We start from the raw sequence: 24515 nt of genomic DNA, 5'->3' as shown, positions 1-24515 counted from the left end.
GATGAATATGTGGATTGTCCCAGGAGCGCCGTTGAAGGAGGGCCAAGGTTGGCGGATTTGGTGTTCGCAAAAAGGTGAGGGGAGTTTTTCTCCACCGCAAGTCGAGGTGCGGCAGAAGAATGCGACGGTCCCCTCCCAGCATACATGGACGCTACTCCCCCAACTTCCAGGATTGAAGAGGCGAATGGGTGTGATGGTTCTCACGCTCAGCACTTCGGGTCCGCCGGAAGGCGCACTCTATTGGGTCATCCTGTCTGCAAATCAACAAAACCGGGTCTTTCAATGGTGGACAATGCCGTACCATCTCGCTGCTCAGCCGGTAACCTTTCTGTTTGCCTCCTGCTTTTGGCATAACAATGATCGTGAGGGGTATTACCGGTCCGGCCTTCAGGAGTTGGGACAGTTGGCTCATCCGCACTTTAAATTATTGCTGGGTGATCAGGTGTATGGCGACTGGCCGAATGCGTGGGATTTAGGCGATGAGGGAATTGAACTCTATGCGAAGCGATACGCTCAATATTGGGGAGATGAGGCCTACCGGGAAGCCCTACAAGTCTGCCCGAACTTTTTTACCTGTGATGACCACGAATATTGGAACGATTATCCTGAAAAACAAATCCAACTCCCGCAGACCTGGGCGTCGAAGAATCGCAAAACCTATGGGGGAGGGGCTGAGGACCTCTACTACCAGTATCAACGATGTTTGAATCCTGACGAGGCTCGCTGGTACCGGTTTGAGATCGATCCGGTCTCGTTTTTTATTACCGACACCCGTTCAGAGCGCGAAAAGTGCAACGACAAAGGGACCAGTCATTTTATGTCAAAGGAGCAATGGGTGGCACTGGAAGCCTGGCAACAGGGATTAACGGGACCCGGAGTATTGGCGCTGGGCCAACCGCTTTTTCAAAAAGACGGGGATTTCCGTGACCATTCCTTGTCGAATTTCAAGCAGGATTACGCCCGCCTCTGGAGGGTAATCGAACGGTCCTTAGCCGGTCAGAATTCCCAGCATCAACCACACGATATCTTGATTCTGTCTGGGGATATTCATACGGGACGTTATGCTGAAGCCCATGGGCCATTTCCTGATGCCCCCTATGGGGTGCCGGAATTCATTGCCTCGCCGGCAGCCATGATCAATCCAGGAAATTCCAGACCCGAAGCCCCGCCAGAAAAGATCCGGATTCTTCCTAATGCGGAAGGAAAGGAGTCGGTGTGGCGGATCGATCCCCATTCGAACATTGATATCATGACCATTCAGAATAATGTGGGTCTCGTGCGTATGGTTCCCGGAAGTCAGACCGGAAAGTCGCCACGAGTACGATTCGAGTTAGAATTATGGAGTCTGCCTTCCAAAGTTATTGAAATTGATTGGGATGAAACCGCCCCACCTCAAGGTCTTGGTGGTCCCTTGAAGCGCCTCTGGAAGAAGGAGTTGTTGCTCCGGTAATGGATTATTCGGCTAGATCTGCCATGGGTGCCAGCCTATGTCCTGTGTGCGTTTTCTAAGCCTCCTCTAGAAAGGAACTCATCATGCGCCATTCTCAAACTTCGACCAGAAATCCGGACATTAAAGACTGGACCAGCAAATATGAAAAACGCACTAATCTGCAATTTTTTAATGATGCGTTTGCGTACTTGCAGAAACAGGATATTGGCAATCGTGGATTGATGACTGTAGGGTTGATTGGCAGCCGGGATGTTCCCGGTCATACTCTTCGAACTGCGCAGTCTACGGTGCGTTGGGATCTCCGCCCGAGTTTCTGGTCACATGTCTTTGTGGTGGCGGAACCGGTGACCTCTCGGACCTCGCTGAGATCCCTGCCGATCCTGGAAATCCCGCTGCATCCACGGAATGGGATCTTCCCAAGGCCGGAATGTAATGGCATCAACGAAGGCACCTTAGGCCTGTATGAGGATAAGGATGTTGATGCCAATGTGGGGTTGGTGGCGGTAAGCATGTCAGATGAGGATGCCAAGAAACTTAAGAAGCGGGCGATGAACTGGAATCAGGATCGTGTACGTTACAATTTTTGGGAGATGTTGGGAGTATGGCAAAGCTATCTCTGGTCCCAGGGGGCCAAACGCAATCCGCTGCGGGAAGGCACGCCGATCGCCGCGTCCTCCTATATTGAATTCATCTTTGAAGGACTCAGCTTGGGCGTGACGCCGGGTACCTCGGAACGTAATAGCGCCCCGGAGCATCTCTGGAATGCGGCCTGCTGGTGGCACAAGGCCTTCAAGGAGCAAGACCGCAAAGTGGCCGGGGTGTTTGTCGCTCGAGATCGCGGGTGTGCCATGGCCGGTTGCGACGAATAGGTGCAACTTGCATGGGGACGTAACAGTGTTGGCCATGGCAGGTATTCGGTCATCCCAATAGTAGTAAGGGGGTATCCATCTAAAAAGAATGAGGATGGAGTTCCGATGAACGATGTTGGGAATGACAACGTGTTTTCTGGTATCTCGAAGCGAGGTCGCCACTTTTACCGGAGAAAGTCCTATTGTGTGTTGTGCCGTTTCTCCCGACGGCCGAACGATTGTGATTGGAGAATCCTCCGGGCGGGTGCATGTTTTACGATTAGAGGGTATTGATTGAAGATTTTTTTTTGCTTGTCCTGTGCATCGCAATCCACTAGGCTTCGTTTTCTTTCTTGCCCTTTTAAGGGGAGGATCAAGGTGGGGTAGAATCGCCAGATGCCTTATGAACCGTGATAGGGCGCTGTACAAGTGTGGACTGTAACTCGGGAGTATTTCTACCTCCCCTTTTATTCCTCTTCGGAATTAAACCTCCTAACAAAGGAGTGGGACATAAAATACGGGTAAAAAATATGATGAAAATCGGATTGATTCAAATGGCCTGTTCGGCCAATTCTGCTGAGAACCTTGAACGGGCAGTGGCTAAAGCTGAAGAAGCTGCCAAGGGCGGGGCGCAGATTATCTGTCTGCCTGAGTTGTTTCGCTCCCAATACTTTTGCCAGAAAGAGGATGCCGATCTTTTTGATTTGGCAGAATCCGTTCCTGGGCCTTCCACAGAAGCCTTTGCCAAGATTGCCAAATCCCATCGCGTGACCATTTTAGTATCGGTGTTTGAGCGGCGGACGGCAGGGGTGTACCACAATTCCATTGCCGTGTTGGACGAGCGGGGAGAGATAGCTGGCCTGTATCGGAAGATGCACATACCCGATGACCCGGCCTATTACGAAAAGTTTTATTTCACCCCAGGGGATCGTGGGTTTCAGGCGATCAACACCACGCACGCAAGGGTCGGGACGTTGATCTGTTGGGATCAATGGTACCCCGAAGCGGCGAGAATGACGGCCCTACAGGGAGCGGAGATCTTATTTTACCCCACGGCCATCGGTTGGCATCCCAAAGAAAAATCAGAAGAAGGTCAAGCTCAACGCGATGCCTGGATGACGATCCAACGCAGTCATGCCATTGCGAACGGCGTGTTTGTGGTGGCGGTGAATCGGGTCTGTCATGAGGCTCCGGCAGGGGGCGATGGGTTGGAGTTTTGGGGCAGTTCGTTTGTGTGTGATCCGTTTGGTGTGGTGCTGGCTCAAGCGTCAGTTGAGAAAGAAGAAACCCTGGTGGTGGATATCGATCTGAAACGCATTGAGGAAGTCAGACGTAACTGGCCATTCCTTCGCGATCGCCGCATTGATGCGTATGGGGGGATCACAAAGAGATTATTGGATGAATAGCATAGGGCCTATTTGACTGGTCCTCGGTAAGATCTGATCTGTCCTCCCTTTCCCTCGCGCTTTTTGTTGAAAAAATAAGGCCCCTTGTTGGGAGAGGGAACACATTGTTTCTCCACAAATTTTCCGATACAACATAAATTTTTACATCAAAATCTATACATGGGAGTGCTGAATAATAATAGTTTCCTAGGGCAAATTAGCCCACAGGTACGTTGCATGTCAGAGGCCTCGGGGCGGTTCCAAAAATTTCGTCCAGCAAGGCCGCAGTCATTTTTACGCGCAGAGCGTACTTCCAGTACGTGAGCACGGAAACATGGCGAGAACGCCGCTGGCGGTTTTTTTCAACAGCCCCATACATGTATGCTGTGCTTCGCCTATTCATAAGGCTAGATGATTCGGTTGCCCCATTGTGATGTGGTTCCGAAGAGGAACTGAAGAGTGAAGGGGAGAGTTGAAGCGAATTTCACCGAGGTGGCGATCCTTTGCGGCTCATTTACGTGGGAATCAAAGCGATGCTGAACAGCGGCTCTGGGAAGAAATTCGAGATGGTCGGATCAAGGGATGGAAATTCCGGCGGCAACATCCAATCGGTAGGAGTATCGTTGATTTTTGTTGTTTGGAAAGGATGCTGATCATTGAGCTGGATGATGGAGAACCACAAGAACAAGAAACCGCTGATGAGGAGTCCACCAAGTATTTAACGGCTTTAGGGTTTCGTGTCCTGCGATTTTTGAATGATGATGTTCTGGCTAAGCCTGAGAATATGGTGGAGGAGATAGTGAGAGTCATGGGAAATTTTGAGAACCTTCCTTCTCCCCCTACCTCTGTCATTTTTTCGGAGCCGAGCCCTGACAGGAAGATGGAACCAGAGGATTCCCATACTCACACTTTCTCTAATCAGGCAAAAGTCCCGCATACGGGGAGGAGATCTGCATTAGGGTTTCGAATGCCCGCAGAGTGGGAGCGACACGAGGCGACTTGGCTAGGATGGCCGCATAATACAAAAGATTGGCCGGGAAAAATGGGAGCCATCTCCTGGGTGTATGGGGAAATGGTTCGGAGGCTTTCTTTGGGAGAAGATGTTCGAATTCTCGTGAATGACAAAGACCATGAATTAAAAGCCAGGCGGGTGTTGGACAAAGTTGGCGTCGATATGACCCGTATCCAGTTTTTTCGTATTCCGACCAACCGGGGATGGGCGCGGGATTTCGGCCCCATATTTGTGAAACGGGATCAGCCTGACGAACAGGTGGCGATTACCCGGTTTCGTTTTACGGCATGGGCCAAGTATCCGGATTGGCAATTGGATGATCGCATCCCCGTTCGGTTAGGCCCGAAATTGAAGATTCCCGTGGTTCCGGTTGAGCGAAATCGGAAAGGAGTTGTTCTGGAGGGTGGCGCCATCGATGTGAACGGCCAAGGGACGTTGTTGACCACGGAAGAATGTTTGTTGGATGAGCGGGTACAGGTACGTAATCCTGGGTATTCCCGACAGGATTATGAGGAAATGTTTGGTACCCATTTAGGCATTTCTCAGGTTCTCTGGTTGGGACAGGGCATTGCCGGTGACGATACGCATGGGCATGTGGATGATGTGTGCCGATTTGTGGATCCTTATACGGTGGTGCTGTGTCAGGAATCCAATCCAACCGATGAGAACTATCGTCCATTGGCTGAAAATGCCGAGCGATTAGAGGGGATGCGGGTGGAAGACGGGAGAAAGTTGCTGGTGGTGCCCTTGCCGATGCCTGAGCCGCTTTACTTTGAAGGACGACGCTTGCCTGCCAGTTATGCCAATTTTTATATCGGCAATGCTGTCGTGTTAGTGCCCACCTTTAATGATCCGCAGGATCGGGTGGCGTTAGGGATTGTGGCTGACCTGTTTCCTGATCGAACCGTGGTCGGTATTCATGCGGTGGATTTGGTCTGGGGGTTTGGGACCATTCATTGTTTGACGCAACAACAGCCAGCCTCTGATCAATTGTCGATTCTCAAGGAGCGTTCATGAATACCTCTTCCCCTGCGGACGATCCTATTATTCTTCCCTCGCCTGTTCGAATTGGATGGATTGGCACTGGAGTCATGGGCGCACCAATGTGCGAACATCTCCTTCGTGCGGGGTATACCTTGACGGTACATACCCGCACTCCTTCAAAAGCTCAGATATTGTTGGACCAAGGGGCCCGGTGGACAGAGTCTCCGGCAGCCTTAGTCGCGGAGGCCGATGTGGTGTGTACGATGGTGGGCTTTCCTCAGGACGTTCGTCGGATATATCTCCAACCAGATGGCTTGTTGTCACAGGCCCGCCCGGGTCAGATCTTTGTGGATTTCACCACTTCTGAGCCGACGCTGGCGGGTGAATTAGCCAGGCAGGCCGGTTCGAAATCTTCGTCGGCTCTTGATGCGCCGGTTTCTGGCGGTGACGTTGGGGCCAGAGATGGTACGTTGTCCATTATGGTGGGTGGAGATTCCAGGGTATTTGAAGCGGTCAAACCCATTTTATCCGTATTTGGAAGAACTCTGGTGTATCAAGGCCAGGCCGGATGTGGACAGCATGCCAAGCTCTGTAATCAAATAACGATTGCCGGCACGATGATCGGTGTGTGTGAAGCGTTACTCTATGCCCACAAAGCCGGGTTGGATGGTGAGACCTTGTTACGCTCCATATCCAGTGGAGCCGCGGGATGTTGGACACTTGACCATCTGGCGCCACGGATATTGAAACGGGATTTTTCGGCCGGATTTTTTGTGGAGCATTTCATTAAAGATATGGGTATGGCGTTAGATGAAGCCAAACGAATGGGCTTACTTCTGACAGGACTGTCACTTGTTCGAAAGCTTTATGTCGCGATTCAAGCCAATGGTCACGGGCGTTCCGGTACCCATGCTCTGTTGTTGGCGCTAGAAGATTTGTCGCCGACCTTTATCACCGCAGATTCCTCCCCTCGCTCTTTGTCTGAGTAATTCAAATTCGGACCTGAATTTCCCCAATTTTTTGCCTCTGTGAGAATCTGCCTTGCTCCAATTTTTGGAGAGTGTTCTATCTTTAACAAAAAGGGAATTAGCTCTTTTCTGTCAAGGTTCCGAGAAATAAAATCGCTAACCCGAATTTTTTCTTTTGTGGTTTTTCCTCGTTATCCCTTTCCCGGGTTCCTCTATCATGGTGGGTGGTGGGTTTTGTCGATTGGGAAGCATGATCTTTTTCTAAAGGATGGATCTTTGATGCCATGTGTGTGGGGTGAGTACTTTGCCCGTTGATGGATTGAGTGGAGTGAGGCATGGGCAATGTCCTGGCCTGTCCTTCATTCAGGATGAATGCGACCGAGAGGGTCAGGCCTATGAGACAGAGAAGTCGCCATGTTCTTGTGGGCGGTTGCTGTCGGATCTTTTCCATTCTTGAGCCCTCCGTTCCGCCTCTGGTGCGGTGCGGGTTGGTTGGGAAATGCCTGGGCCTGTATCGGCATTCCTTTTTTAAACCTTGCGGGCGGACTCAGTGGTACTTTTTTCTTAAAATTGCTGTGATTTTCGGTTCGGCGTTCGGAAACGGATCAATCCCGAGTGGAGCGAGAAAGTCTTCGCGGTCTGACCGAGAGGAGAGATGGCTACAACGTCATCCAATTTTTCAGAGCAGAGTCAAGGTCAATGCCGACTTCTTCCGGAGCGAGGACCCGCACAATTTCTGGCCGTGGTTCATGAGAGGAGAGAACGGAGAAATTGAACGGGATCGGTTCAGGCAAGGGGCGATGAATTTCGTCCTGGATAAGGAGGATTGTAGGTTGAAGCAGATTATCTCTTGAATTCGCTGTGACGATTCCCCTTTCGCCGGTACTTAATTCCACCAGGGCATAGGTGGGATAAATTCCGATAAGATTAATGAAGGTCGCCACTAACTCGCCATCTAACAGCCCTTTCCTGCCTTGTTGATACAACGTTTGGAGTGCGATTCTGACCGGAAGAGGATTCCCTGTGTGGTGACCAGTCAATAATTCATCATACTCGTCGACTATTCGAAGGATTCTGGTGGGTGTGTGGATTTTTGTTGGATCAATATTCGCAGGAAATCCTGAGCCATCCAGTTCGATATGATGTTCGCGGATTAATGTATCGACCTCGTCAGACAGACAAGTCTGTTGGGACAACATTTCAACTCCCCGTTTGGGATGTTTCTGGTACAGGCCTAATTCTGAATCAGATAACTGGTTGAGCGGCCGATGAAGGACTTGAGGGAGGTTCAAGAGCCCCGCGTCATGGAGGAGGCCCGCGCTTGCCAGGTGTTGTAATACTGTGTTGTCCAATCCCACAGCTCGTCCCAGTAACACGCATAATGTACTGACCGCGAGTGAATGATCGTACAAGGCCGGAGAAAAGGCTCTTGTCCGAATCATGGCAATGCAGGCTTCTTCATGTCCGAGGGTTTCAGCCATAACGGATTCAGTGATTTGATGAACCTGTTCTATTGCGAGCCCTCCGGTTTTTTGTAGTGTGAGGAGGATATCCTGCACGCCCTCAAGCATATACTTCCGCACCAGCTTCATCGTGGTGAGTTCACCGGATAGTGATTTTCCCTGAATAGAGGGTGAGAGCAGCTGAAGACGATCAATTTTCGGGGGGAGGGAGGAATCACGTATTGGAGGACCCTGTTTAGATGAGACCTCATCCTCTTGAGTCTGTGACGGTTCAGAATCTGATGCCACATCATGTCCACGATTAGTATCAATAGTGATTTCTTGAATTCCGGCCTGTTGTAATTTTGCAATATCACTTGAATCTTTAATGAGAAACCGGTGCACGAGGAAGGGAGTATTCAACCATGAGCGATCGATTCCACAGAGGTACATTCCCACTTGAACCGATGTTGTTGGAATTCGTTTGATGGCCATAGGTTTACCGATGGGGCGTTCTAGAATGGAAACCTCATTTCCCCAATTGTGGGGAATGCCCGATGTCTTCTTCGGTGTTCTTTCGAGCGTTCTTAATCTTCTCCGTCATTGGCGGACATGTGATGAGATTGACGCGCTACCCATATCAAGAATGTCCTTGTTGTTCGGAGAAGGAAACATCTATGAATTGATAAGACCTAGGGACGATCAGAGACCGAAAGAGATGGTGTCTGCCCTCGTAAAGCTTAAGTGTGCTCCTTGCCAGGCCGAAAAGGTGAAGACAGCTTTCACGGGGGATGGCGATGGGTGGATGTCGAACATCATTTCAGAGCGAGTGGGCAGACTCCTTGACTGTTGGCCCTGCTTCTCCACAGGATGTGTCCTCGACAGTTTGGTTATTCCTCGGAGGCGTCCTTCTCTCCATATTCCTGTTATTGGGTTTTTCTTCCTCCAGCTATGCGGCCTCAGTAACCGATTTTCCGATTAAGCCTGTTCGAAGGGCGATTCCCATCCTTGGGACCACGACGAATGCACAATCTGAACAGGTGGGTATTGTCGCGGAAGTTCAATTGGAGTTTATTCAGCGACGAGATCACAAAGGGTTGGATCTGCAATTTCTTAACAGGCCTGGGAAGTTTTCACCCTATGCCCAACAATCGGTCAAAGACGCCCTCATTTTGGTTGTTCAGGCGGCGGGACTTAATCCTGATTCCTGGACGGTCAGGTTTATGCTCCCCTATCCCGGGGTCACACTCTATGGGGAAAGTTTATCGGCCATGGCGGCGTTGAATGTCGTGGCCCTTGCCAAAAACGATCCCGTAGATGAGAAGACGGTTCTAACGGGGACCGTCACCATGGATGGACATGTGGGAACTGTGGGAGGAGTTCCCTTAAAGATATTAGCTGCGCATGAACAACGGTATCGGCGAGTGCTCATTCCGGAGGAACCGGACGTGGCGGATGATGATTGGGAGACTCCGTTCCTGATGGAAGTGTCACCGGTGGGGTCCATCAAACATGCATATCTCGCGTTAACCCATCGCCCCCTTCGAAGCCATCTCAACGAGCAGCCTTTTGCTGCAACGCTATCTCAATAACCTCTCTTTTGCTGAACATCCGGTCTCATGTATGGTAATCCCTGTGGGTGAGGGGTGTGATGTTCGAACTGTATGGTATACCAAGGGTGTTTCCGGCCAGCTTGCTTGTATGGTTCAAATGTTTCTATGGTATCCATCCGACGAGGGCGCATCTGTTGTGTTGGAGTTTTCTTTCGTAGGATGACGTGCTCAAGCAAACATTTATGGAGTAATCTTCGATGATCCGACCATGTTTCGCGGTTGATATTGATAATGTCTTAGGCTGCGCGGAGCCGGAAGTGCAGCGGTTGTTTCAGGAATTGACCGGGAGGTTATGGCCTGTGGGTCTGTATGGGAGTGCTGGTGGATTAGATGCAAGTCAATTAGCGCCTGAGCTTCTTGAGGAAATTTTCTCCAGGTTTCACCAGGAGTCTATCCCACGGTTACCGCTGTTTCCTGGGGCAAAACTGGCCCTGACACTCATCCATCGTCGTTATCGGATTATCATCGTGACGGCCCGGCGTCCGTATTCTCGACCTCAAACTCTTCGTTGGTTAGAGGAGCATGGTCTTCCTTTTGATGCGCTGTATCACACCGAAGAGAAAACCGACATTCCCGAATCGATAACAGCCGCGATTGACGATCATCCTCATCATATTCAGGCCTATCGTGCTCTCGACAGACAAGTTTTTGTCATGGATCAACCCTGGAATCGTGGAATTCCCCATGCCGATGTTATTCGTGTGACCGGCTGGGATGCGCTCCTGCAGTGGTTGCACTTCCGACAATCCCAGCAATGGCCAAAGGATTTTCCGGAGACTCCTTCCTTTCGACAGTTGTTCTCCTCTCATCCCAATGTTCCTTCCTTGACGGCGGTGGGTGTTTCGACGGGATCAGCAAAACCATAAAAGTGGGATTGTTGGTTATGGAGGAAAGGTTTTTTGAAAATTGCCGATAGAGGTCAGTGGTTATTGGTTGTTGGGAATCGGCATTTTCCAATACAAAATCTCTCGTTTAGTCAATTCAAGGAATAATCATGATGACTCTGCCAATCCACACGGTTCTGCTTGTTGATGATAATCCCGATGACTGCGAAATTGTGAGAGAGGCATGGGACGAAATCACGGTTGGACAAGAATTTCGTTGTGTGAATAATGGCACCGAATTGCTGGATTACTTATACCGCCGTGGCCTCTTTTCCGGGCGAGAATGTGCGCCACGCCCCAGTGTAATTCTCCTGGATTTAAATATGCCTCACATGACCGGAGGGGAAGTTCTCACTGAAATCAAGAAGAATCCATCTCTGGCATGTATTCCCATTGTGGTGTTGACCACGTCAATTGCTCCAAAGGATATCTGTTCCACCGCCGGTATGGGGGTGAATGGATACATGGAAAAACCCAATTCCTATACCGGGTATATCCAGATGCTCGTCAATTTGAGAAAGCACTGGGCGGAAGTCCTAAAGCAGCCATTGACGGGACGTGGGGGGGATTGCTCTTCCAATGTCGCCTGGTGTTGAAAGTCGTTGTTGTGCCGTATTCGCCATTATCCCAGACCAACTTTGGTGTCTTTTCTTTCTTCTCTCTTCCATCCGTGTGGGCGTTCACGTATTAGATTGGTCTTTCCGTTCCTCTAGTCATGGCCTGGTACGTGAAGAATCTTGATCGGAAAGACACGCATTAAGGGCACTTCATAAGACCGCTTTCTCCTCTTTTGGTTGTTCGCACTCTTCTTTCCCGTGTGCCCGGTTTTCACTACTTCTGAGCCAAAGTAGAGGGCATGAATGTACGCTATGCCGGGATAAGTGTTTTCTGCTTTCTCTCCCCCTTAAGTTCTCTCCTCAATAACCGACACTATTCTATATTGACTGACGAGTAGTGATAACGGGAGATACCACCTGGGTATTCATCTATCCAGGGATCCTCGATTATTCATTGCGATTGAAAACCTTGAGGACAATGGGAAATGCTATGAAAACACTTTTTAGCTTGACGGGCGCAGTTGTCATGTTGGGAACAACACTGTTGACGACAAGTTTGGCCTTTGAGGCATCTGAATATTTGACATTGACCCGTCACCGGGATTCCGATGGTCATTTACTGGCAGGGCCAACTCACCACCAACCGCAACCATCCGTGATTCAAAAAACGGTCGTTCCTGCTCAACCCCAGATTTTTGAACGGCGAAGTACGGAGTGGGGAATGAATGCTCAAGAGGTAAAACTCAATGAACCGGTTCAGCCGGTTTGGGAACTCCAATCTCCGGTATTGGAGCCTTATGAGCAACGTGTAGGGTATCGTCGTCAAATCGAAGAAATTGATGCGTCGTTAACCTACACATTTTATGAAGATCAACTTGCTCAGGCGAATTATCTCTTTGAACCGAAACATGATGATGCTGTGGACTATGTGCAAGATTTTCATACGGTGAAAGATTGGATAACCCAGTCCTATGGTATGCCGACGTCGTTTCAAGAAATCTGGTTAGATTCGTTGTACCAATATGATCAAAGTCTTTGGGGACAAGCCCTGCTTCGTGGCCATTTGAAGATGGTGGCGGAATGGCGGAACGAGACTACAAATATTACTCTCATATTAGACGGTGGAGAGGATACGATAGGGTTGATGGCTGATTTCGATAGCGTGGCAATTATCGCTCCCGCTCCTATGGAAGCCAGGATAATTGAGGGAAATCCTATTGTGGAAGACGTCTCCATTGGGGAAAGCTCTGTCAGGGATGAGCATTCATTGGATGCTCCGCCAATGGAAGCTCTGCCAGTTGAAAAGATGCCGACCGAATCCATATCCCCAGTACAATACCCGGACACAAAGTTATAAATCTCTCGTCAAATTTTCAGTTTATTTGAAATACCCATTTTTTTTGGGGAGGAGGCCATGCCTCCTCCTTTTTTTATTTATAGATATTGAATCGCGTTGGTATGGCTCCCCGGATTCCTTAGGTTGTCCTAAGCTTTAGGAGTTAATGGTGTGCTTGAAGAATCCGGCCTCTCCGGGAAATTAGTAGCGAGGGTGAGTTTGTGTTTAGGAGAGAGCGCATTACCAATATCCAAATGGGTAATACGGATAAAACCGGCCATATCCACCCCAGTACGGGTATGCATAGGGGTAAAAAAATGGTGAAGGATAAGGTCCATACCGGTGGTATTCAGAAGAATACGCTGGCCAGATTTTGAAATGTTTTATGAGGAGAGTGGGATAGGTATATATGTCTTCATCGAGACTCCGTTGGACAGAGCCGGATAATTCTCCTGCCAAGGTGATCCGGCTTCCGGGAGGGACTGTGGCAGGATCTAAAAATTTCTGCTGTTCCGCAATAAACCGTCCTTCGGATTGAGTGAGTTCAGTTGTTGGCTCCTCCTCATTCATGAGGGGCAATTGAAGGATCGTGAGTTGAGTTCTGTCTTCTAAGCGTTTTGCCGCCAGGATTTGCCCTCCCAGTATAACCAGTTTTCCCTTGAAGCTGTCCGGGTCATTTTTAATGCGCGGGAACATTAATCCTGGCTCAATGTGTTCTGCCAGGTCAGGAGGAAGAGAGTTTTTGTAGGAGGTAGAGCATCCGGCACAAATGGCTGCGAGCGAAAAAAGGAAAACTAGTTTATAGCGAAAAATAACACGTGAGAGTCTAATGGTCCTGTAGTAAGTCATTTTGCTCCTTCATCATCTTATTACAGGATATTCCTCCATGATCAAGAGATGCAAATTCAACAGATACCTCAGATGATCCGGTCGACCCGAAAGGTTTTTTTTAGCCACGACTGGCTCCACTTCCCCCAGATGTGATCTCAGGCTGGTTCCTCCATGGTGACTATACCCTCCGGCTCGTTTACTCAATCTTTGTTCTGTCCTGCTTGTAAAGGAGGGGGGGCGCCAGGGAGTTCTGAGGTATCGTTAGGAATTCTGGGATAGCCATGGGTATGATGTCATCATGGACTGTTAAAGGCAGGTCAAAACGATAAATATTCTGGAGGATCGAATAATGCAATTATCATGAGAAGATAAGGAATATGCGGGGTGTGGCACTTTTGGTTCGGTCCTTCCAGATGGAAGACTGGATTTGGCTTAAATAAAAAACCGAATGACTGTTGTTTCTCATTCTTGGTCGTGAATCGCTCTCAGCAATCACGGCTTCTTTTTGGGTGTGGAAAATGTGATCTCGGTCGCAACCCAGTCACGGTTTTCAGGGACTCCCTTTTTTGAAACCTCGGCCACGAGTCGGTCCCCAACCTGCGGTCGGGCATGTTCTACATGAATGCCATTTTGTTGAAACGTAATTTTAGGGTGAAAGGCAAGGGTCAGGGTTTCTCCTTTTGGGGTTGTGACTACCACATGGTCATTTCCCGATTCCGTGACGGTTCCCATGACATGAGCGGCATCGCCGTGTGCCCAGGCGGGAGCAGTCAGAAACATGGAGCACAGAATGGCCAGAATACTGAAATATTTCATGATGACAACTCCTTGGATGATAAAATCAATGGTGGTGCTCCTGGGGTACCACATCTTCTCCTGATAAAAATTGATCAAGGGCTTCTTGTTGCTCCCGTTCTGCGCGGGTAAGAGGGTTATATTGTTTCATCTCTGCGATTTCTTCAGGAGTGATATCGGGGAAATGTCGAATAAGGTGAACTAATTTCCAACTGTCGAGATCTTCCTCCGGCGGACCTTTCCCCCAGGCCGGCATTCCGGTAAATCGAATGCCGTAATGAATGACATAAAACAATTCGCCATCAGCCATCGCTTGAATGGCTGTGTCCCTGAGGTCAGGAACAGGAGGATAGAAATTCGGACCCATATGTGTTTTTCCACTTCCATCATTGGCGTGGCAGGTGGCGCAGTGATCGGCAAAATGATGTCGAGCTTCCCCTAGTGCTTCAGAAGAATGGGGGACCGGGTTCGTCATCTTAAGGAAGTGGCTGGGGGTGGCTAGATGGCGAATAAATCTGGCCGCTTTCACTTCCCACTCTGGCGGAGTGGATTTGGCGGAAAACGTCCCAGGTAACAACCAGAGCGCCGCCAATGTAGACCCGACCAAGAGGAGAAGAATAATGATGAAAAATACTTTAATTCGTTTAAACATAATCAGTTAGATGATTTTATTGTACCTGTTCGGGGAATTTTTTCACAAGTCAAATGAACAGTTCACCATCAGAGAACTCATTTTCTGTTTGGTGAAAGGGATGAAATTGGGTAGGATGGTCCAGTGTCTTGAGTGAAGACATTCTGGAACGAAATATTCTTATCCCTTCTCAAAGGACCAATCATCTTTATTGGATGGCTATGACTTCTTCTCCGTTGATCAAATCCCTGAAGAAACCGGAATGTTATTCACATCCTGTGAGTCACGTCACATTAGTGGAAACACACATTTCATGGGTGTTCCTAACTGGTCAGTATGTCTACAAAATTAAAAAACCTGTGTTGTTGTCCTTCGTTGATTTTTCGACACTTGAAAAACGGAGGTGGTTTTGTGAAGAAGAGGTTCGTCTCAACAGACGGTTAGCCCCACAGCTGTATCTGGGGGTGGTCCCCATTACTGGGTCCCCATCAAATCCTCGCATTGATGGGGATGGAAACCCTTTTGAATGGGCGGTCAAAATGAAACAATTTCCTCCCGATCAAGAATTTCACAAACTTCTTGAGACAGGCAATCTTGATGAATCTGTGATAAGTCAACTCGCCATAGATATTGGAACATTCCATGGCCGGATCGATTCCTCAGGAGATACCTTTCCCTATGGAAAGCCGGATATGGTATGGCGACCTATCGCAGAGTGCTTCGAGGACATTCCACTTGCAGCCCTCCCTGAGCGTATTCAATTCTGTATGAAGGATATCAAGGAATGGACTAACCGGGAATGGACGCGATTGAGACCATTGTTACGAGGGCGCAAATCATCCGGGCAGATTCGAGAATGTCATGGTGATCTTCATTTAGGAAATATTGCCCTATTTGAGGGCCGGACCTGTGTGTTTGATGCCTTGGAATTTAAGCCGGGGTTGCGTTGGATTGATGTTATTAGTGAAGTCGCATTTTTGGTCATGGATTTAGAGAGCAAGGATCGAGTGGATTTGGCATATTGGTTTTTGAACTGTTATCTGGAAGTGACTGGTGACTATGCCGGGATGAGTGTGTTCCGGTTGTATGAAGTTTATCGGGCACTTGTTCGAGCTAAAGTGGCAGGCTTGCGTCTGGCTCAGGTGGAGCCAGGAAGCCCGGTAGGGGATGATTTCCTTGAAGAAATAATCAGATACGTGGAGCTGGCTAATCGATTGGTGATGTCTGCTCCTCCAATATTGATGCTAATGCATGGAGTATCCGGGACCGGGAAGACGACCGTCTCCACTGAAGTGGTGAATGCATTGGGTGCAGTACGCGTGCGATCCGATGTGGAACGTAAACGGATCTATGCCGAACAATGTAAAAAAGTCGTAGATCAGGGAGCTTCCATGAGCTTGTACGCGCCTGCTATGACTCATGCAACCTATGATCGGTTATGGAGTCTTGCGAACGGCATGTTACAGGCGGGCTATCCGGTCGTTGTGGATGCCACATTCCTTGATGGCGCACAAAGGCAGTCATTCTTCCGACTCGCTCATGAACGTCACGTGTCTGTTGTCATCTTGGACGTCTGGGCGCCGGATGAGGTGTTGGCGGAGCGAATAGCATGTCGAGCTAAACAACGGAACGATGCCTCTGATGCAACGATTAGAGTTATGGAACAGCAAAGGACCAAAGAGGATCCTTTAACTGAACTTGAACAAGACACTGCTATTCACCTGGATTCGACTGATTTACCAACAGTCAGATCGACGATAGAGAGTCTTATTAAACAACGAAGGAAGACTGCAGATTAAAGCCAAAACCGTGAAGGGGTGTTAACTTCGCCTGAATCCTTGCAAGTCTGTCTAACAGGTTGGCGGCTATTAAATCTAAAAGTACACGCTGCGGAATTCTGAACAGAATCCTGGCACCATATATTAAAAAATCGCTTGACTGAACAAGGTCACACTATTCCCCAGGTTGCCTGCCCCCCATCCAAATTGAGTAGCGAGTGCCCCTATGGGGGTTATTGGATCATGTTCATAATAGACTTTTAGGACGGTAAATTGTTGTACCGTTGCACCGGTACCGGGAACATACACCAAATAGTCGAAAAGATTTTGCGGTAAATCACAGTTCGGAAGCGCTGGAGCTGCCACGCCGGAGCCGTTAAATCCTCCCTGCTCAACGACTGTACAGGTAGGGTTATTGTTCGCCACGGTTCCGGCCGTAATTTGGGCTAGGTAAATATGATATTTGGATGGTTGATTTTTGAAATCCAGGGCATTGTCGGTCGAGCCGAGAAGATCCATCATGTTCTGGTTGGTCGTCAGGTTTCGGGAGGCTAAGCTTGCGCCCTCTCTCGCGAGCTGTGTGAGCGAGTTGCGTTCGTTGATGAGGCTTCCGTATTCGACAATACCAAAGGCGACGAAGAGGAAAATCATGAGGGAAAAGGCAAGCTCGATGGAAGCGGTGCCCCGTTCATTTCTCACTGTTCGTAACAATGATGCCATCATGATCCGCCTCCTAAGATGAAATTTTCATTGCGGTAGGTCCCCTCGGAGGACATGACCATGGAGTCTCCTGCCCCAAAAAACCCGCCGATCAATTGGGTGAAAAATTGATGGGTGAAATTGACTCTGACCCGCATAAATGCGCCGGCACCGCCGGCACTTGCCGTTCCCACAACCGCTGGATCATCAGGATCGGTCCAATCGGCATCGACGGGAAAAATGAAAATGTTTGACGAGTCGATATCCATGACTGCTGCGGCACTTTGTTGAATCGCTTGTTTAATTGAGTCTTCACGGGATAAGGCATTTCCATTACCATCGACTGAAGTCGCGCCAACGGTTCCAATACGAATGCCCTCTCTAACTGCAGAAGTGAGAGTATTCTGGTGCACGAAAAACCAACCCATTTCCGCTACCGCGAAGAGTGCGGTGAGAAATACCAGCATGGTTGCACCCACTTCCACGACCGTGATTCCCGATTCCGTCTGGCATGGAGACATCAATTTCTGAAAAGACCTGATCAAGCTCTTCATTGGGGAATCCTCCTGCATGTAGCCCTATCATCCCAGTCACGCGAGTTGTGTTCACCATCCTGTGGCATCGGGGTTGCTTAACTAATAAGGACAAGTTTGAGAATATTGGCAATTTGTTGGAAGATTCCTTCAAGTTCTGAAGAATCAGGGGTGTAATAGACAAATTTTGGCCCACTGGAGAGAGCACTCAAGAAATTTTGGTCTATATTCCCCAAGCCGATGGTATAAATTTCAATTCCGTTATTTTTGATGGCCTGGGCATTGTCTATGGCCATTTGACGAACCAGGTAGTTCACATAGTCTCCCAATTTAGAGGGCCCTGTTGTGTTGCAGTATTCGGGGTCGATTCCTGAAGTTGGGCCGAAGCTATTCAGTCCATATGTGCTATCTTGGAAAATGTTCCATTTGACCGAGTAATACCAAACGTTATTAATTTTTTGCCGGGGACAAGATGTTCCCGTTTTTTTCCCATCTCCGGTAAAAGTGATTTTAAATGAACCTTCGTAAGATGCCTGTGGGTTAGGGTACCCCATAGACTCATAAACATTGACATAGCCTCCGTCCAAAGCCGCCACTCCATCATAAGTCACCCCTTCATGTTTAAACTGGCCTCGGAAGGCTGATGGATTTCCATCCGAGAAAAAAATGACAACTTGTTTGGTGCGTTCATTCGCGGGAACGCCGGATTGATCGGACCAAGGAAGGGTAAGGGCTTGAGCTAAGGCGTCTTCGGCATTGGTTCCCCCGGATGCCCCCAGTCCATTAATGGCGGAAGTCATAGGGGAGACGTACCCATGGTCCATAGCAAAGGGTTTTTGGACTCCTGTGGCAAAGGTCAACAAGGCGAATCGATTATCGGCTTGTTGATCAGTGAAGTTTTCGACAAAGCTTGTGGCCCCATCTTTCAGATCGCTGATGGGGCTGCCTGCCATCGATCCCGAAATATCTAGAACTAACGCGATTTCCGCGTTGCGAAGTTTGGCGGATCCGTCCGCAGCGATAGCGGTCGTGTCGTGACCTCCCCCAACCACTCTCGAGAGTGAATTGATGGAATTCGTCGAGCCTTGCACCGAAACCTTACCGTTTCCGTCGTCGGTCACCAAGAATGTAGGTGTGTCAGTTCCCAACAGTCCGGGAGGAAAGTTGGCTTGAGCCACTTGTTGGACAAACCCGTGAAGGTCGGTAATATTTGGATTGTTCACATTTTTAGCCCCCGCAAAGGCGGCTCCATCGATCGCTTTACTCATTTCTCCCTGGATGGCATACCACCGTCCAACTTCAATACCCAGGGCTGCAAATCCAAATAGGGCCACAACAGCAATGCCTGTAATCAGGATGTATGCACCTTGTTGGTTTCGTAACGGATTCTGTAACCCTTTGATTGAATTGCGTCCCATTTTCCGTGTCTCCTGGATAAAAGGATCAATAACCTCACAAACCTCACACCAACTCATTCATTTCTCGCTGATTCAGCGCGGAGGTTCTTTGGTAGGAGAATATCGACTGATTATTGAAAAACTTGCCGATTGGAAATGTTCTACAAATGGCTAGTTTTTCTCATTTTTTGTGTAGTTGTTATCGAAAGAATGTCCTTCCCGACCATTACGGGAAGGTCTTTTTGGACAAAAACGTTGGCATTCCGCCCTTAAGCAAAGCCTAAATGTGATCAGCGGGTTCCAGGCGTGAATTAAAAGGCATGGAGGGAGAAGATGAAGCAGCATCGAATAAGGTTTCAGGGGCTGAAAGTATCAAGGAGCGAAGCCTCTGAGCTAGTGAGGAAGAATATGGAAGCACTAATAAAATGGAGTGGATATCAAATTGATCGGTTGGGGAGGTCTTGAAGAAGAAATCGAGGATTTCTTTGAACCGATGGGGATGATCTATTGCCCAAGTTGTGTAAGCAATTGTTGGATTCTGGCGTCTTTTCCGCCAAGGTCAAGGTATTTCTGGTAGTGGATTCGTGCTTGAGGAAGATCCTTCTTGTGGAATTCGTAAAAGGCTCCAAGATTGAAATGGCCTTCCAGTGAATCTGGTTGCAAAGCGATTCCTGTTTGATATGCTTGTTCTGCCTCCACGAGCTGATGGTTTCCTGCGAAGAGGACTCCGAGATTGAGAAAGGCCTCGGCATCCTGAGGCTTGAGTTCGCTGACGCGTTGGAAATGTTCAATGGCCTCTGGTAGGTTCCCTTGTTGTTGGTAAAGAAATCCAAGATTGGCGTGGGCTTCCGAATTGTCAGGATTGGCCTGAATGACTTCTTGGTAAGCATGTAAGGCCTGTGAGGGTTGATTCTGCCGTTCCGCAATCCGGCCCAGCAACAACCATGCGTCTGTCTGGTGAGGGTGGTGTTCTGTCAATTGGGTAAGGAGGAGCTGTGCTTGGTCAAAATCTTGAGCTTGCATAAACCGGGTAGCTAGATGATAGAGCGCTTCTTCCTGGAAGGGTTGTTGAGTGAGAATTGTCTGGTATTCCTGAATAGCCTGATTCGTGAGTTCTCGCTTATCCAATAATTTCGCGAGTATGAGGCGGGCCTCCCAAAAACGTGGATAGATAGCGAGCGCTTGCTGAGCGGCTTTTTGAGCTTCTTCTATTTGATCTTGCTTGATAAAGAGTAACGCCAAATCATACTGTCCTTGAGCTAAATTCGGGTTGAGGCGGATGGCCTGTTGAAGGGCAGAAATTGCGCGTTCAGGTTGTTGGGTCAGTTGAAACTCCACCAAGCCGTACAGGTGATGGGCTTCGGAAAAACCAGGAAATTCCTGGATGGCCTGTTCGAGTAAGGATTGGGCGGTCTTGAAGTCCTGATTTTCCACGGCTGAAAGAGCATCACGATAAAGGTTTCCCGCCTGGTGCCCCAACGCTGGCAAGGGCCAAAGGAAGATAAGGCATAGGAATATTCTTTGCCACTTCATGCGTGGCGAGAAAGCCGGTGGATTGCCGTGACTCGGATTGAGCATGAGGATTTTCTTTCAGTCGAAGTGTTGGTCCATCGGGCGGATTCAGAAAAGCAAATATTGAAAATTGTATCGTATTGTCTACTGATTTGCCAAAATTTGAATCAGGGAGATGGAAGAGGGAAGGCTCGGAGCCAGGGGATATTGTCCACCTGACAAGCAGCCCCGGTCAGGGAGAAATTCATTTTTCTCAAGAGTGAGAATATTCTGCAAGTCAGGCAGAAAAGCCCTGTCTTCATGATGAAAGGCAGGGCGTGAATCACATATTCTGGTGTGCAAATTTCAGGTTCCGTGAAGATCGGGATGAAGAGCGGAGGTAGTCGATACCAGGCCCCATCCCGATCGTTCTCCACAGAAGGAAGAAGGTTTTTCCAGGGGGTCAGGGTTCCCTATCGCACCTTCTATCCAAAAAAATAACAAGTGGTAATATTGGTCAGGATTCCTATGGGTCAGATCATAACTGAATCACATAAAAAGGCTACCTGACGTGGAGAGAGTATAGGAATAGCCACAGAAATCGTCTACAGATCGTTGCTCATGTATGCAACACATTTCCCAATGGGTTTAGAAAACTTGTCCGTGGTCATGTGAAAATAAAAAATCTTGAAAAATTGAATAGTCAGAAAATTCGTATGTGGTCGATGGTCAATTTGTCAAAGTGTCGCAGTCGTAAATGAGGGGCCTTTACTCCAAGGATCTAATATGAACTTGCGGTTGGCATTGTTCATTGGGTAAAGAATTATGCATTCAGGTTCCTGTGAATGGCATAATGGATTATGACAAACAGTGTATTTAGAAGACGGAGCCGGGAGGACCGTGAGGAAATAGGCTGCAGTATGGTTGGTACGTTATTAATCAAAGGAGGAAAGGCATGAGCAGTACATTCTCTACATTTATCCGAATTGTCGGTTGTGTTGGGGTATTGGGCTTTTTGGCAGTTCCGGCTGTTACATTGGCGGAAGGGGATAAACATTTGCATGAAGCGATCGGGCATGCCGGTGAGGCAAAAGCTCATGGAGAAATGGGGCATGCCGGTGAAGCCACCAAGCATGCGCAGGATGCCCTTTCGCATGCCGATGCTGCCAAGCAAGAAGGTGGCAATGCCCATGTCGGTGAGGGCATCAGTCATCTCGGCGAAGCGGTGGACCATGGGAAACAGGGACATGGCGAGGCTGCGGCCGAACATAGTGAAGAAGCCTTGAAGCACCTCCAACAGGGCCATTAGATCGTTCTCCTGTTTAGAGGTGAAGAGGCGGGCCACACAATGTGACCCGCCTTTTTACCTTTTGAAGGGAAATCGAGAGGAAGGGTTGGTCAGTGGTATCTGACTCCATCCCAATCATGCTTCCGTACATATTGGATGTAGGTCAATCAGGTTGCCTTCTGCTCTGGTGAGGTTGGCACTCGGGCCTCCCTCACCCATGACCCACCTTACGAAAACCCCATTGATTACCTAGAACACCCCGATTGTCACGCCTCCATAGAACGATCGCCCATACCCGGCAAAGAACAGTTGCTTATTGGCGTCGGGTGTCGAGTCTGACACGACTTGGCCGGATGCCGCGTAGGTTTTATCGGCGATGTTGTTCACTTCGAAAAAGAATTTAGCAAAGCGAACCCAATCATTGTTGAAGGTAAAGGTCTTGTGAAGATTGACGTTCATAATCCAGTAGGAAGGAATTCCCACGGTATTGCCATTATTTAGAAAATAGCTATTGTAATAATTGGACTCGATCCAGGCACCCCAATCGTTTTTCGCATCATCATACATGACCTTCATGTTCAGGACATCCGAAGGGACGTTGGGGACGTCATTGCCGTCCTGTTTGACATCGGTGGCCACGCCATTCACCAGATACCGATCTGTGAAATTGATGTACTTGGCATCAATGTGGGTGTACGCACCGTGAAATTGCCAACCGGGTATTGGTCGCCAATCCGCGGACACCTCGACACCCCGATATTCCGAAGAGTCGGCATTGGTGGAGGCTGTGTTCGTACCTGAAATGTTTTGCGAAATAATTTCATCGCGAAAGAAGATCCAGAATCCCACAAGTTGCATGTTGAAGGTTTCATGAAGCCGGGCTTCGTGGCCGAATTCCACGTTCACATTTTTTTGGGGCTTCAAGTCAAAATTGGAACCCGGAAGACCCGTGATGGGATTGCGAGTCAAATTGCTGAATTGCGGGATGCCATATCCGGTGGAACCTCTGATCCAATGCCGAAAGCCTTCTCGGGGCCTCCATGTCAGTGACATTTCGGGCGCCCAATTATAGTAGGTCTTTGTGGTGTTTGGACGGCTGGAGACCACCCCATTGGTATAATTAATCGTCTGGATGCTTACGATGGACTGTTCGAATCCCAGGCCGGCGGCCACGGTCCAATTCGGTAGGAAGGTCAGTTCTTCCCGGAATCGTCCCCCGACATTTCGAATGGTCCCCCGGTTATTCTGGATCAAGTTGCCTCGCGTGCCTTGACCGTCATCCAAATTTTGGAAGGTCTGACCTTCCTGTTCCATGTTGTTGATGAAGAACCCGAGATAGCTGTTTAACGGCATGCCGGCGATCTGACCGGTGTGTCGCAAATCAGTATAATGTTTCCAGTTGGTATTCACATTATCGAAAACTTGATTAAAGTACTGGTTAATATCCTTGACGTCATAATCTCCTTCTGTCGTCAAGATGAGGTTGGGTGTCAACTGCCGTTCATACATTAATCCGATAATAGTGCGGCGGTCGAGGCGAGATTGATCCCTGGCTTTCGCTCCATCTCCCGCCTGACGATCGTTTGCATTAAATTGGCTTTTGGTGAGCCGGGTCGGCACCTTAGTATCAAGCCAGTTGGTGATGGCTTTGACGTAAAGACTCTGTTTTTCATCAATGGTGAAACGGAAATTTAAATTCAACGTCTGGGTGTTATAGCCACTGTGATCGATATACCCGTTTTCCGCGGCGTTACTGGCAAATAATGATACATCAAGATTCTTCCAGTGTTGACCGAATGCGCCAGCCTGTTTGTTATATCCGTATGATCCTCCGGCAAAGAACCCTTCGACTCCATTGATGTCACTTCCCCGTCGGGTTTTAAAATGCACCATTCCGCCCAAGGCATAATTGTCATACAGTGAGGACGCCGCCCCACGGATCACTTCAGTCGATCTCATGAACCACGGGTCTTGTATGTCGAGTCGTGACAATCCGTCCGACTGCGTTTGTTGAAAACCATCTTCATAGACTTTGATATCCCGGATGGCGAAGGCCGTTTTGACTCCGGATCCTCGAATGGAAATACTGAAGTCCCTGGGGCCATTAGCCTGGCGGAGCACCACACCGGGAAGAGATTCCATGGATTCTTTCATGGTTCGGGTCGGTTGGGAATCGGTTTCCGATTGGGGGGTGGAGGACATCGTCAGGCCTTCAGGCCGTTTTAATATCCGGGTACTGACGATACTCATCTCTTCCAATGTCACCACTTCCTCCTCCTGAAGGGCCTCCTCTGTCTGGCGTTGTTCATCGGTTTGTTGGGAAACAGGTATTTGTTGTAATTCGCTCAGTTGTTTCCTGATTTCATTAAGTCGGGCATTGACGCGATCGAGTTCTCCCTCCAGGTCCTGTTGTTGCTGCAGAAGAATTTCTTCTGACGGGACAGGGCTGTCATTTGATTCAGCGAAAGTCGGAGCGGAGACACTAAGCGTTAGCGGAACGCTCAAGATTAATACGAAAAAACCCCATGGCCAATTCCATGAACGGACAGAAAGCAATCGTTTCACGAGATCATCTCCTTACAAAAAAGATAAA

22 protein-coding genes are annotated in these 24515 nt (G+C 48.8%); 12 read left to right on the top strand and 10 right to left on the bottom strand.

Annotated features, from left to right (window positions below; all coding sequences use genetic code 11):
- Position 1 precedes the first annotated feature (1 nt).
- The 6 genes from ACWHYD_RS16175 to ACWHYD_RS16150 all read left to right on the top strand — a co-directional run bounded on the left by ACWHYD_RS16175 (position 2) and on the right by ACWHYD_RS16150 (position 6668).
- Positions 2-1450, top strand: a complete 1449-nt coding sequence (locus ACWHYD_RS16175; RefSeq protein ID WP_447963057.1) for an alkaline phosphatase D family protein — start codon at positions 2-4, stop codon at positions 1448-1450.
- 83 nt (positions 1451-1533) lie between these two features.
- Complete coding sequence (locus tag ACWHYD_RS16170) at positions 1534-2319, top strand: hypothetical protein (protein WP_447963056.1); 786 nt, start codon at positions 1534-1536, stop codon at positions 2317-2319.
- A 112-nt stretch (positions 2320-2431) separates the two neighbouring features.
- Positions 2432-2596, top strand: coding sequence for a hypothetical protein (locus ACWHYD_RS16165; protein WP_447963055.1), 165 nt, complete (start codon positions 2432-2434; stop codon positions 2594-2596).
- A 232-nt stretch (positions 2597-2828) separates the two neighbouring features.
- The gene (locus ACWHYD_RS16160) at positions 2829-3704 is read left to right on the top strand and encodes a carbon-nitrogen hydrolase (protein ID WP_447963054.1); all 876 of its coding nucleotides are present in this window, start codon (positions 2829-2831) and stop codon (positions 3702-3704) included.
- A gap of 451 nt (positions 3705-4155) precedes the next feature.
- Positions 4156-5712, top strand: coding sequence for an agmatine deiminase family protein (locus tag ACWHYD_RS16155; RefSeq protein WP_447963053.1), 1557 nt, complete (start codon positions 4156-4158; stop codon positions 5710-5712).
- A complete protein-coding gene (locus ACWHYD_RS16150) occupies positions 5709-6668 on the top strand; it encodes an NAD(P)-dependent oxidoreductase (protein WP_447963052.1) in 960 nt (319 codons plus the stop codon). The genes ACWHYD_RS16155 and ACWHYD_RS16150 overlap by 4 nt, the downstream gene beginning before the upstream one ends.
- Before the next feature lie 97 nt (positions 6669-6765).
- Here the strand turns inward: ACWHYD_RS16150 and ACWHYD_RS16145 are convergent, their stop codons facing one another.
- Positions 6766-7098 carry a hypothetical protein gene (locus ACWHYD_RS16145; protein ID WP_447963051.1) on the bottom strand — a complete coding sequence of 111 codons (333 nt, stop codon included), beginning with the start codon at positions 7096-7098 and terminating at the stop codon, positions 6766-6768.
- Between the two features lie 208 nt (positions 7099-7306).
- On the bottom strand, positions 7307-8584 hold the full coding sequence (locus ACWHYD_RS16140) for an HD-GYP domain-containing protein (protein WP_447963050.1): 1278 nt from the start codon (positions 8582-8584) through the stop codon (positions 7307-7309).
- A gap of 302 nt (positions 8585-8886) precedes the next feature.
- Between ACWHYD_RS16140 and ACWHYD_RS16135 the strand changes: the two genes are divergently transcribed.
- The 4 genes from ACWHYD_RS16135 (at position 8887) to ACWHYD_RS16120 (ending at position 12500) form a co-directional block, all read left to right on the top strand.
- The gene (locus tag ACWHYD_RS16135; protein WP_447963049.1) at positions 8887-9681 is read left to right on the top strand and encodes a S16 family serine protease; all 795 of its coding nucleotides are present in this window, start codon (positions 8887-8889) and stop codon (positions 9679-9681) included.
- A gap of 218 nt (positions 9682-9899) precedes the next feature.
- Positions 9900-10568 (top strand): hypothetical protein, encoded by a 669-nt coding sequence (locus tag ACWHYD_RS16130; protein WP_447963048.1) that lies wholly within the window; start codon positions 9900-9902, stop codon positions 10566-10568.
- Between the two features lie 128 nt (positions 10569-10696).
- Positions 10697-11182 (top strand): response regulator, encoded by a 486-nt coding sequence (locus ACWHYD_RS16125; protein ID WP_447963047.1) that lies wholly within the window; start codon positions 10697-10699, stop codon positions 11180-11182.
- 451 nt (positions 11183-11633) lie between these two features.
- Positions 11634-12500, top strand: a complete 867-nt coding sequence (locus ACWHYD_RS16120; protein ID WP_447963046.1) for a hypothetical protein — start codon at positions 11634-11636, stop codon at positions 12498-12500.
- Positions 12501-12719: 219 nt separating this feature from the next.
- Here the strand turns inward: ACWHYD_RS16120 and ACWHYD_RS16115 are convergent, their stop codons facing one another.
- The 3 genes from ACWHYD_RS16115 to ACWHYD_RS16105 form a co-directional block, all read right to left on the bottom strand.
- The gene (locus ACWHYD_RS16115; protein WP_447963045.1) at positions 12720-13328 is read right to left on the bottom strand and encodes a Slp family lipoprotein; all 609 of its coding nucleotides are present in this window, start codon (positions 13326-13328) and stop codon (positions 12720-12722) included.
- Positions 13329-13802: 474 nt separating this feature from the next.
- Entirely contained in the window at positions 13803-14126 is a 324-nt protein-coding gene (locus ACWHYD_RS16110; protein WP_447963044.1) for a hypothetical protein, read from the bottom strand.
- Positions 14127-14151: 25 nt separating this feature from the next.
- The gene (locus ACWHYD_RS16105) at positions 14152-14757 is read right to left on the bottom strand and encodes a c-type cytochrome (RefSeq protein WP_447963043.1); all 606 of its coding nucleotides are present in this window, start codon (positions 14755-14757) and stop codon (positions 14152-14154) included.
- A 128-nt stretch (positions 14758-14885) separates the two neighbouring features.
- Here ACWHYD_RS16105 and ACWHYD_RS16100 point away from each other — a divergent pair, with 128 nt between their 5' ends.
- Positions 14886-16535 carry a bifunctional aminoglycoside phosphotransferase/ATP-binding protein gene (locus ACWHYD_RS16100; RefSeq protein WP_447963042.1) on the top strand — a complete coding sequence of 550 codons (1650 nt, stop codon included), beginning with the start codon at positions 14886-14888 and terminating at the stop codon, positions 16533-16535.
- A 123-nt stretch (positions 16536-16658) separates the two neighbouring features.
- Here the strand turns inward: ACWHYD_RS16100 and ACWHYD_RS16095 are convergent, their stop codons facing one another.
- The 4 genes from ACWHYD_RS16095 to ACWHYD_RS16080 form a co-directional block, all read right to left on the bottom strand.
- Positions 16659-17237, bottom strand: a complete 579-nt coding sequence (locus ACWHYD_RS16095; protein ID WP_447963041.1) for a TadE/TadG family type IV pilus assembly protein — start codon at positions 17235-17237, stop codon at positions 16659-16661.
- Positions 17234-17767: a TadE/TadG family type IV pilus assembly protein gene (locus ACWHYD_RS16090; RefSeq protein WP_447963040.1), complete on the bottom strand. Its 534-nt coding sequence runs from the start codon at positions 17765-17767 to the stop codon at positions 17234-17236. The genes ACWHYD_RS16095 and ACWHYD_RS16090 overlap by 4 nt, the downstream gene beginning before the upstream one ends.
- A 77-nt stretch (positions 17768-17844) precedes the next feature.
- Positions 17845-19164: a VWA domain-containing protein gene (locus tag ACWHYD_RS16085; RefSeq protein WP_447963039.1), complete on the bottom strand. Its 1320-nt coding sequence runs from the start codon at positions 19162-19164 to the stop codon at positions 17845-17847.
- A gap of 483 nt (positions 19165-19647) precedes the next feature.
- Positions 19648-20721: a tetratricopeptide repeat protein gene (locus tag ACWHYD_RS16080; protein ID WP_447963038.1), complete on the bottom strand. Its 1074-nt coding sequence runs from the start codon at positions 20719-20721 to the stop codon at positions 19648-19650.
- Positions 20722-21589: 868 nt separating this feature from the next.
- Here ACWHYD_RS16080 and smbP point away from each other — a divergent pair.
- Positions 21590-21943 carry a small metal-binding protein SmbP gene (gene smbP / locus ACWHYD_RS16075; protein WP_447963037.1) on the top strand — a complete coding sequence of 118 codons (354 nt, stop codon included), beginning with the start codon at positions 21590-21592 and terminating at the stop codon, positions 21941-21943.
- A 228-nt stretch (positions 21944-22171) separates the two neighbouring features.
- Here smbP and ACWHYD_RS16070 read toward each other — a convergent pair whose 3' ends face one another.
- On the bottom strand, positions 22172-24487 hold the full coding sequence (locus ACWHYD_RS16070) for a TonB-dependent receptor domain-containing protein (RefSeq protein WP_447963036.1): 2316 nt from the start codon (positions 24485-24487) through the stop codon (positions 22172-22174).
- Between the last annotated feature and the right edge of the window lie 28 nt (positions 24488-24515).

This window comes from Nitrospira sp. Ecomares 2.1, from assembly GCF_965152585.1.
Note: the sequence above shows the minus strand (reverse complement) of the source record. Positions and strands in the feature narration are given on the sequence as shown.

What these genes read in the sequence shown, in the direction of transcription:
- ACWHYD_RS16125 (WP_447963047.1), top strand. Translation starts at nt 10,697, where the DNA reads ATGATGACTCTGCCAATCCACACGGTTCTGCTTGTTGATGATAATCCC.
- ACWHYD_RS16085 (WP_447963039.1), bottom strand. Translation starts at nt 19,164, where the DNA reads ATGGGACGCAATTCAATCAAAGGGTTACAGAATCCGTTACGAAACCAA.
- ACWHYD_RS16135 (WP_447963049.1), top strand. Translation starts at nt 8,887, where the DNA reads ATGGGTGGATGTCGAACATCATTTCAGAGCGAGTGGGCAGACTCCTTG.
- ACWHYD_RS16095 (WP_447963041.1), bottom strand. Translation starts at nt 17,237, where the DNA reads ATGATGGCATCATTGTTACGAACAGTGAGAAATGAACGGGGCACCGCT.
- ACWHYD_RS16105 (WP_447963043.1), bottom strand. Translation starts at nt 14,757, where the DNA reads ATGTTTAAACGAATTAAAGTATTTTTCATCATTATTCTTCTCCTCTTG.
- ACWHYD_RS16145 (WP_447963051.1), bottom strand. Translation starts at nt 7,098, where the DNA reads ATGGAAAAGATCCGACAGCAACCGCCCACAAGAACATGGCGACTTCTC.
- ACWHYD_RS16160 (WP_447963054.1), top strand. Translation starts at nt 2,829, where the DNA reads ATGATGAAAATCGGATTGATTCAAATGGCCTGTTCGGCCAATTCTGCT.
- smbP (WP_447963037.1), top strand. Translation starts at nt 21,590, where the DNA reads ATGAGCAGTACATTCTCTACATTTATCCGAATTGTCGGTTGTGTTGGG.
- ACWHYD_RS16120 (WP_447963046.1), top strand. Translation starts at nt 11,634, where the DNA reads ATGAAAACACTTTTTAGCTTGACGGGCGCAGTTGTCATGTTGGGAACA.
- ACWHYD_RS16150 (WP_447963052.1), top strand. Translation starts at nt 5,709, where the DNA reads ATGAATACCTCTTCCCCTGCGGACGATCCTATTATTCTTCCCTCGCCT.
- ACWHYD_RS16175 (WP_447963057.1), top strand. Translation starts at nt 2, where the DNA reads ATGAATATGTGGATTGTCCCAGGAGCGCCGTTGAAGGAGGGCCAAGGT.
- ACWHYD_RS16115 (WP_447963045.1), bottom strand. Translation starts at nt 13,328, where the DNA reads ATGACTTACTACAGGACCATTAGACTCTCACGTGTTATTTTTCGCTAT.
- ACWHYD_RS16165 (WP_447963055.1), top strand. Translation starts at nt 2,432, where the DNA reads ATGTTGGGAATGACAACGTGTTTTCTGGTATCTCGAAGCGAGGTCGCC.
- ACWHYD_RS16090 (WP_447963040.1), bottom strand. Translation starts at nt 17,767, where the DNA reads ATGAAGAGCTTGATCAGGTCTTTTCAGAAATTGATGTCTCCATGCCAG.
- ACWHYD_RS16170 (WP_447963056.1), top strand. Translation starts at nt 1,534, where the DNA reads ATGCGCCATTCTCAAACTTCGACCAGAAATCCGGACATTAAAGACTGG.
- ACWHYD_RS16130 (WP_447963048.1), top strand. Translation starts at nt 9,900, where the DNA reads ATGATCCGACCATGTTTCGCGGTTGATATTGATAATGTCTTAGGCTGC.
- ACWHYD_RS16140 (WP_447963050.1), bottom strand. Translation starts at nt 8,584, where the DNA reads ATGGCCATCAAACGAATTCCAACAACATCGGTTCAAGTGGGAATGTAC.
- ACWHYD_RS16110 (WP_447963044.1), bottom strand. Translation starts at nt 14,126, where the DNA reads ATGAAATATTTCAGTATTCTGGCCATTCTGTGCTCCATGTTTCTGACT.
- ACWHYD_RS16080 (WP_447963038.1), bottom strand. Translation starts at nt 20,721, where the DNA reads ATGCTCAATCCGAGTCACGGCAATCCACCGGCTTTCTCGCCACGCATG.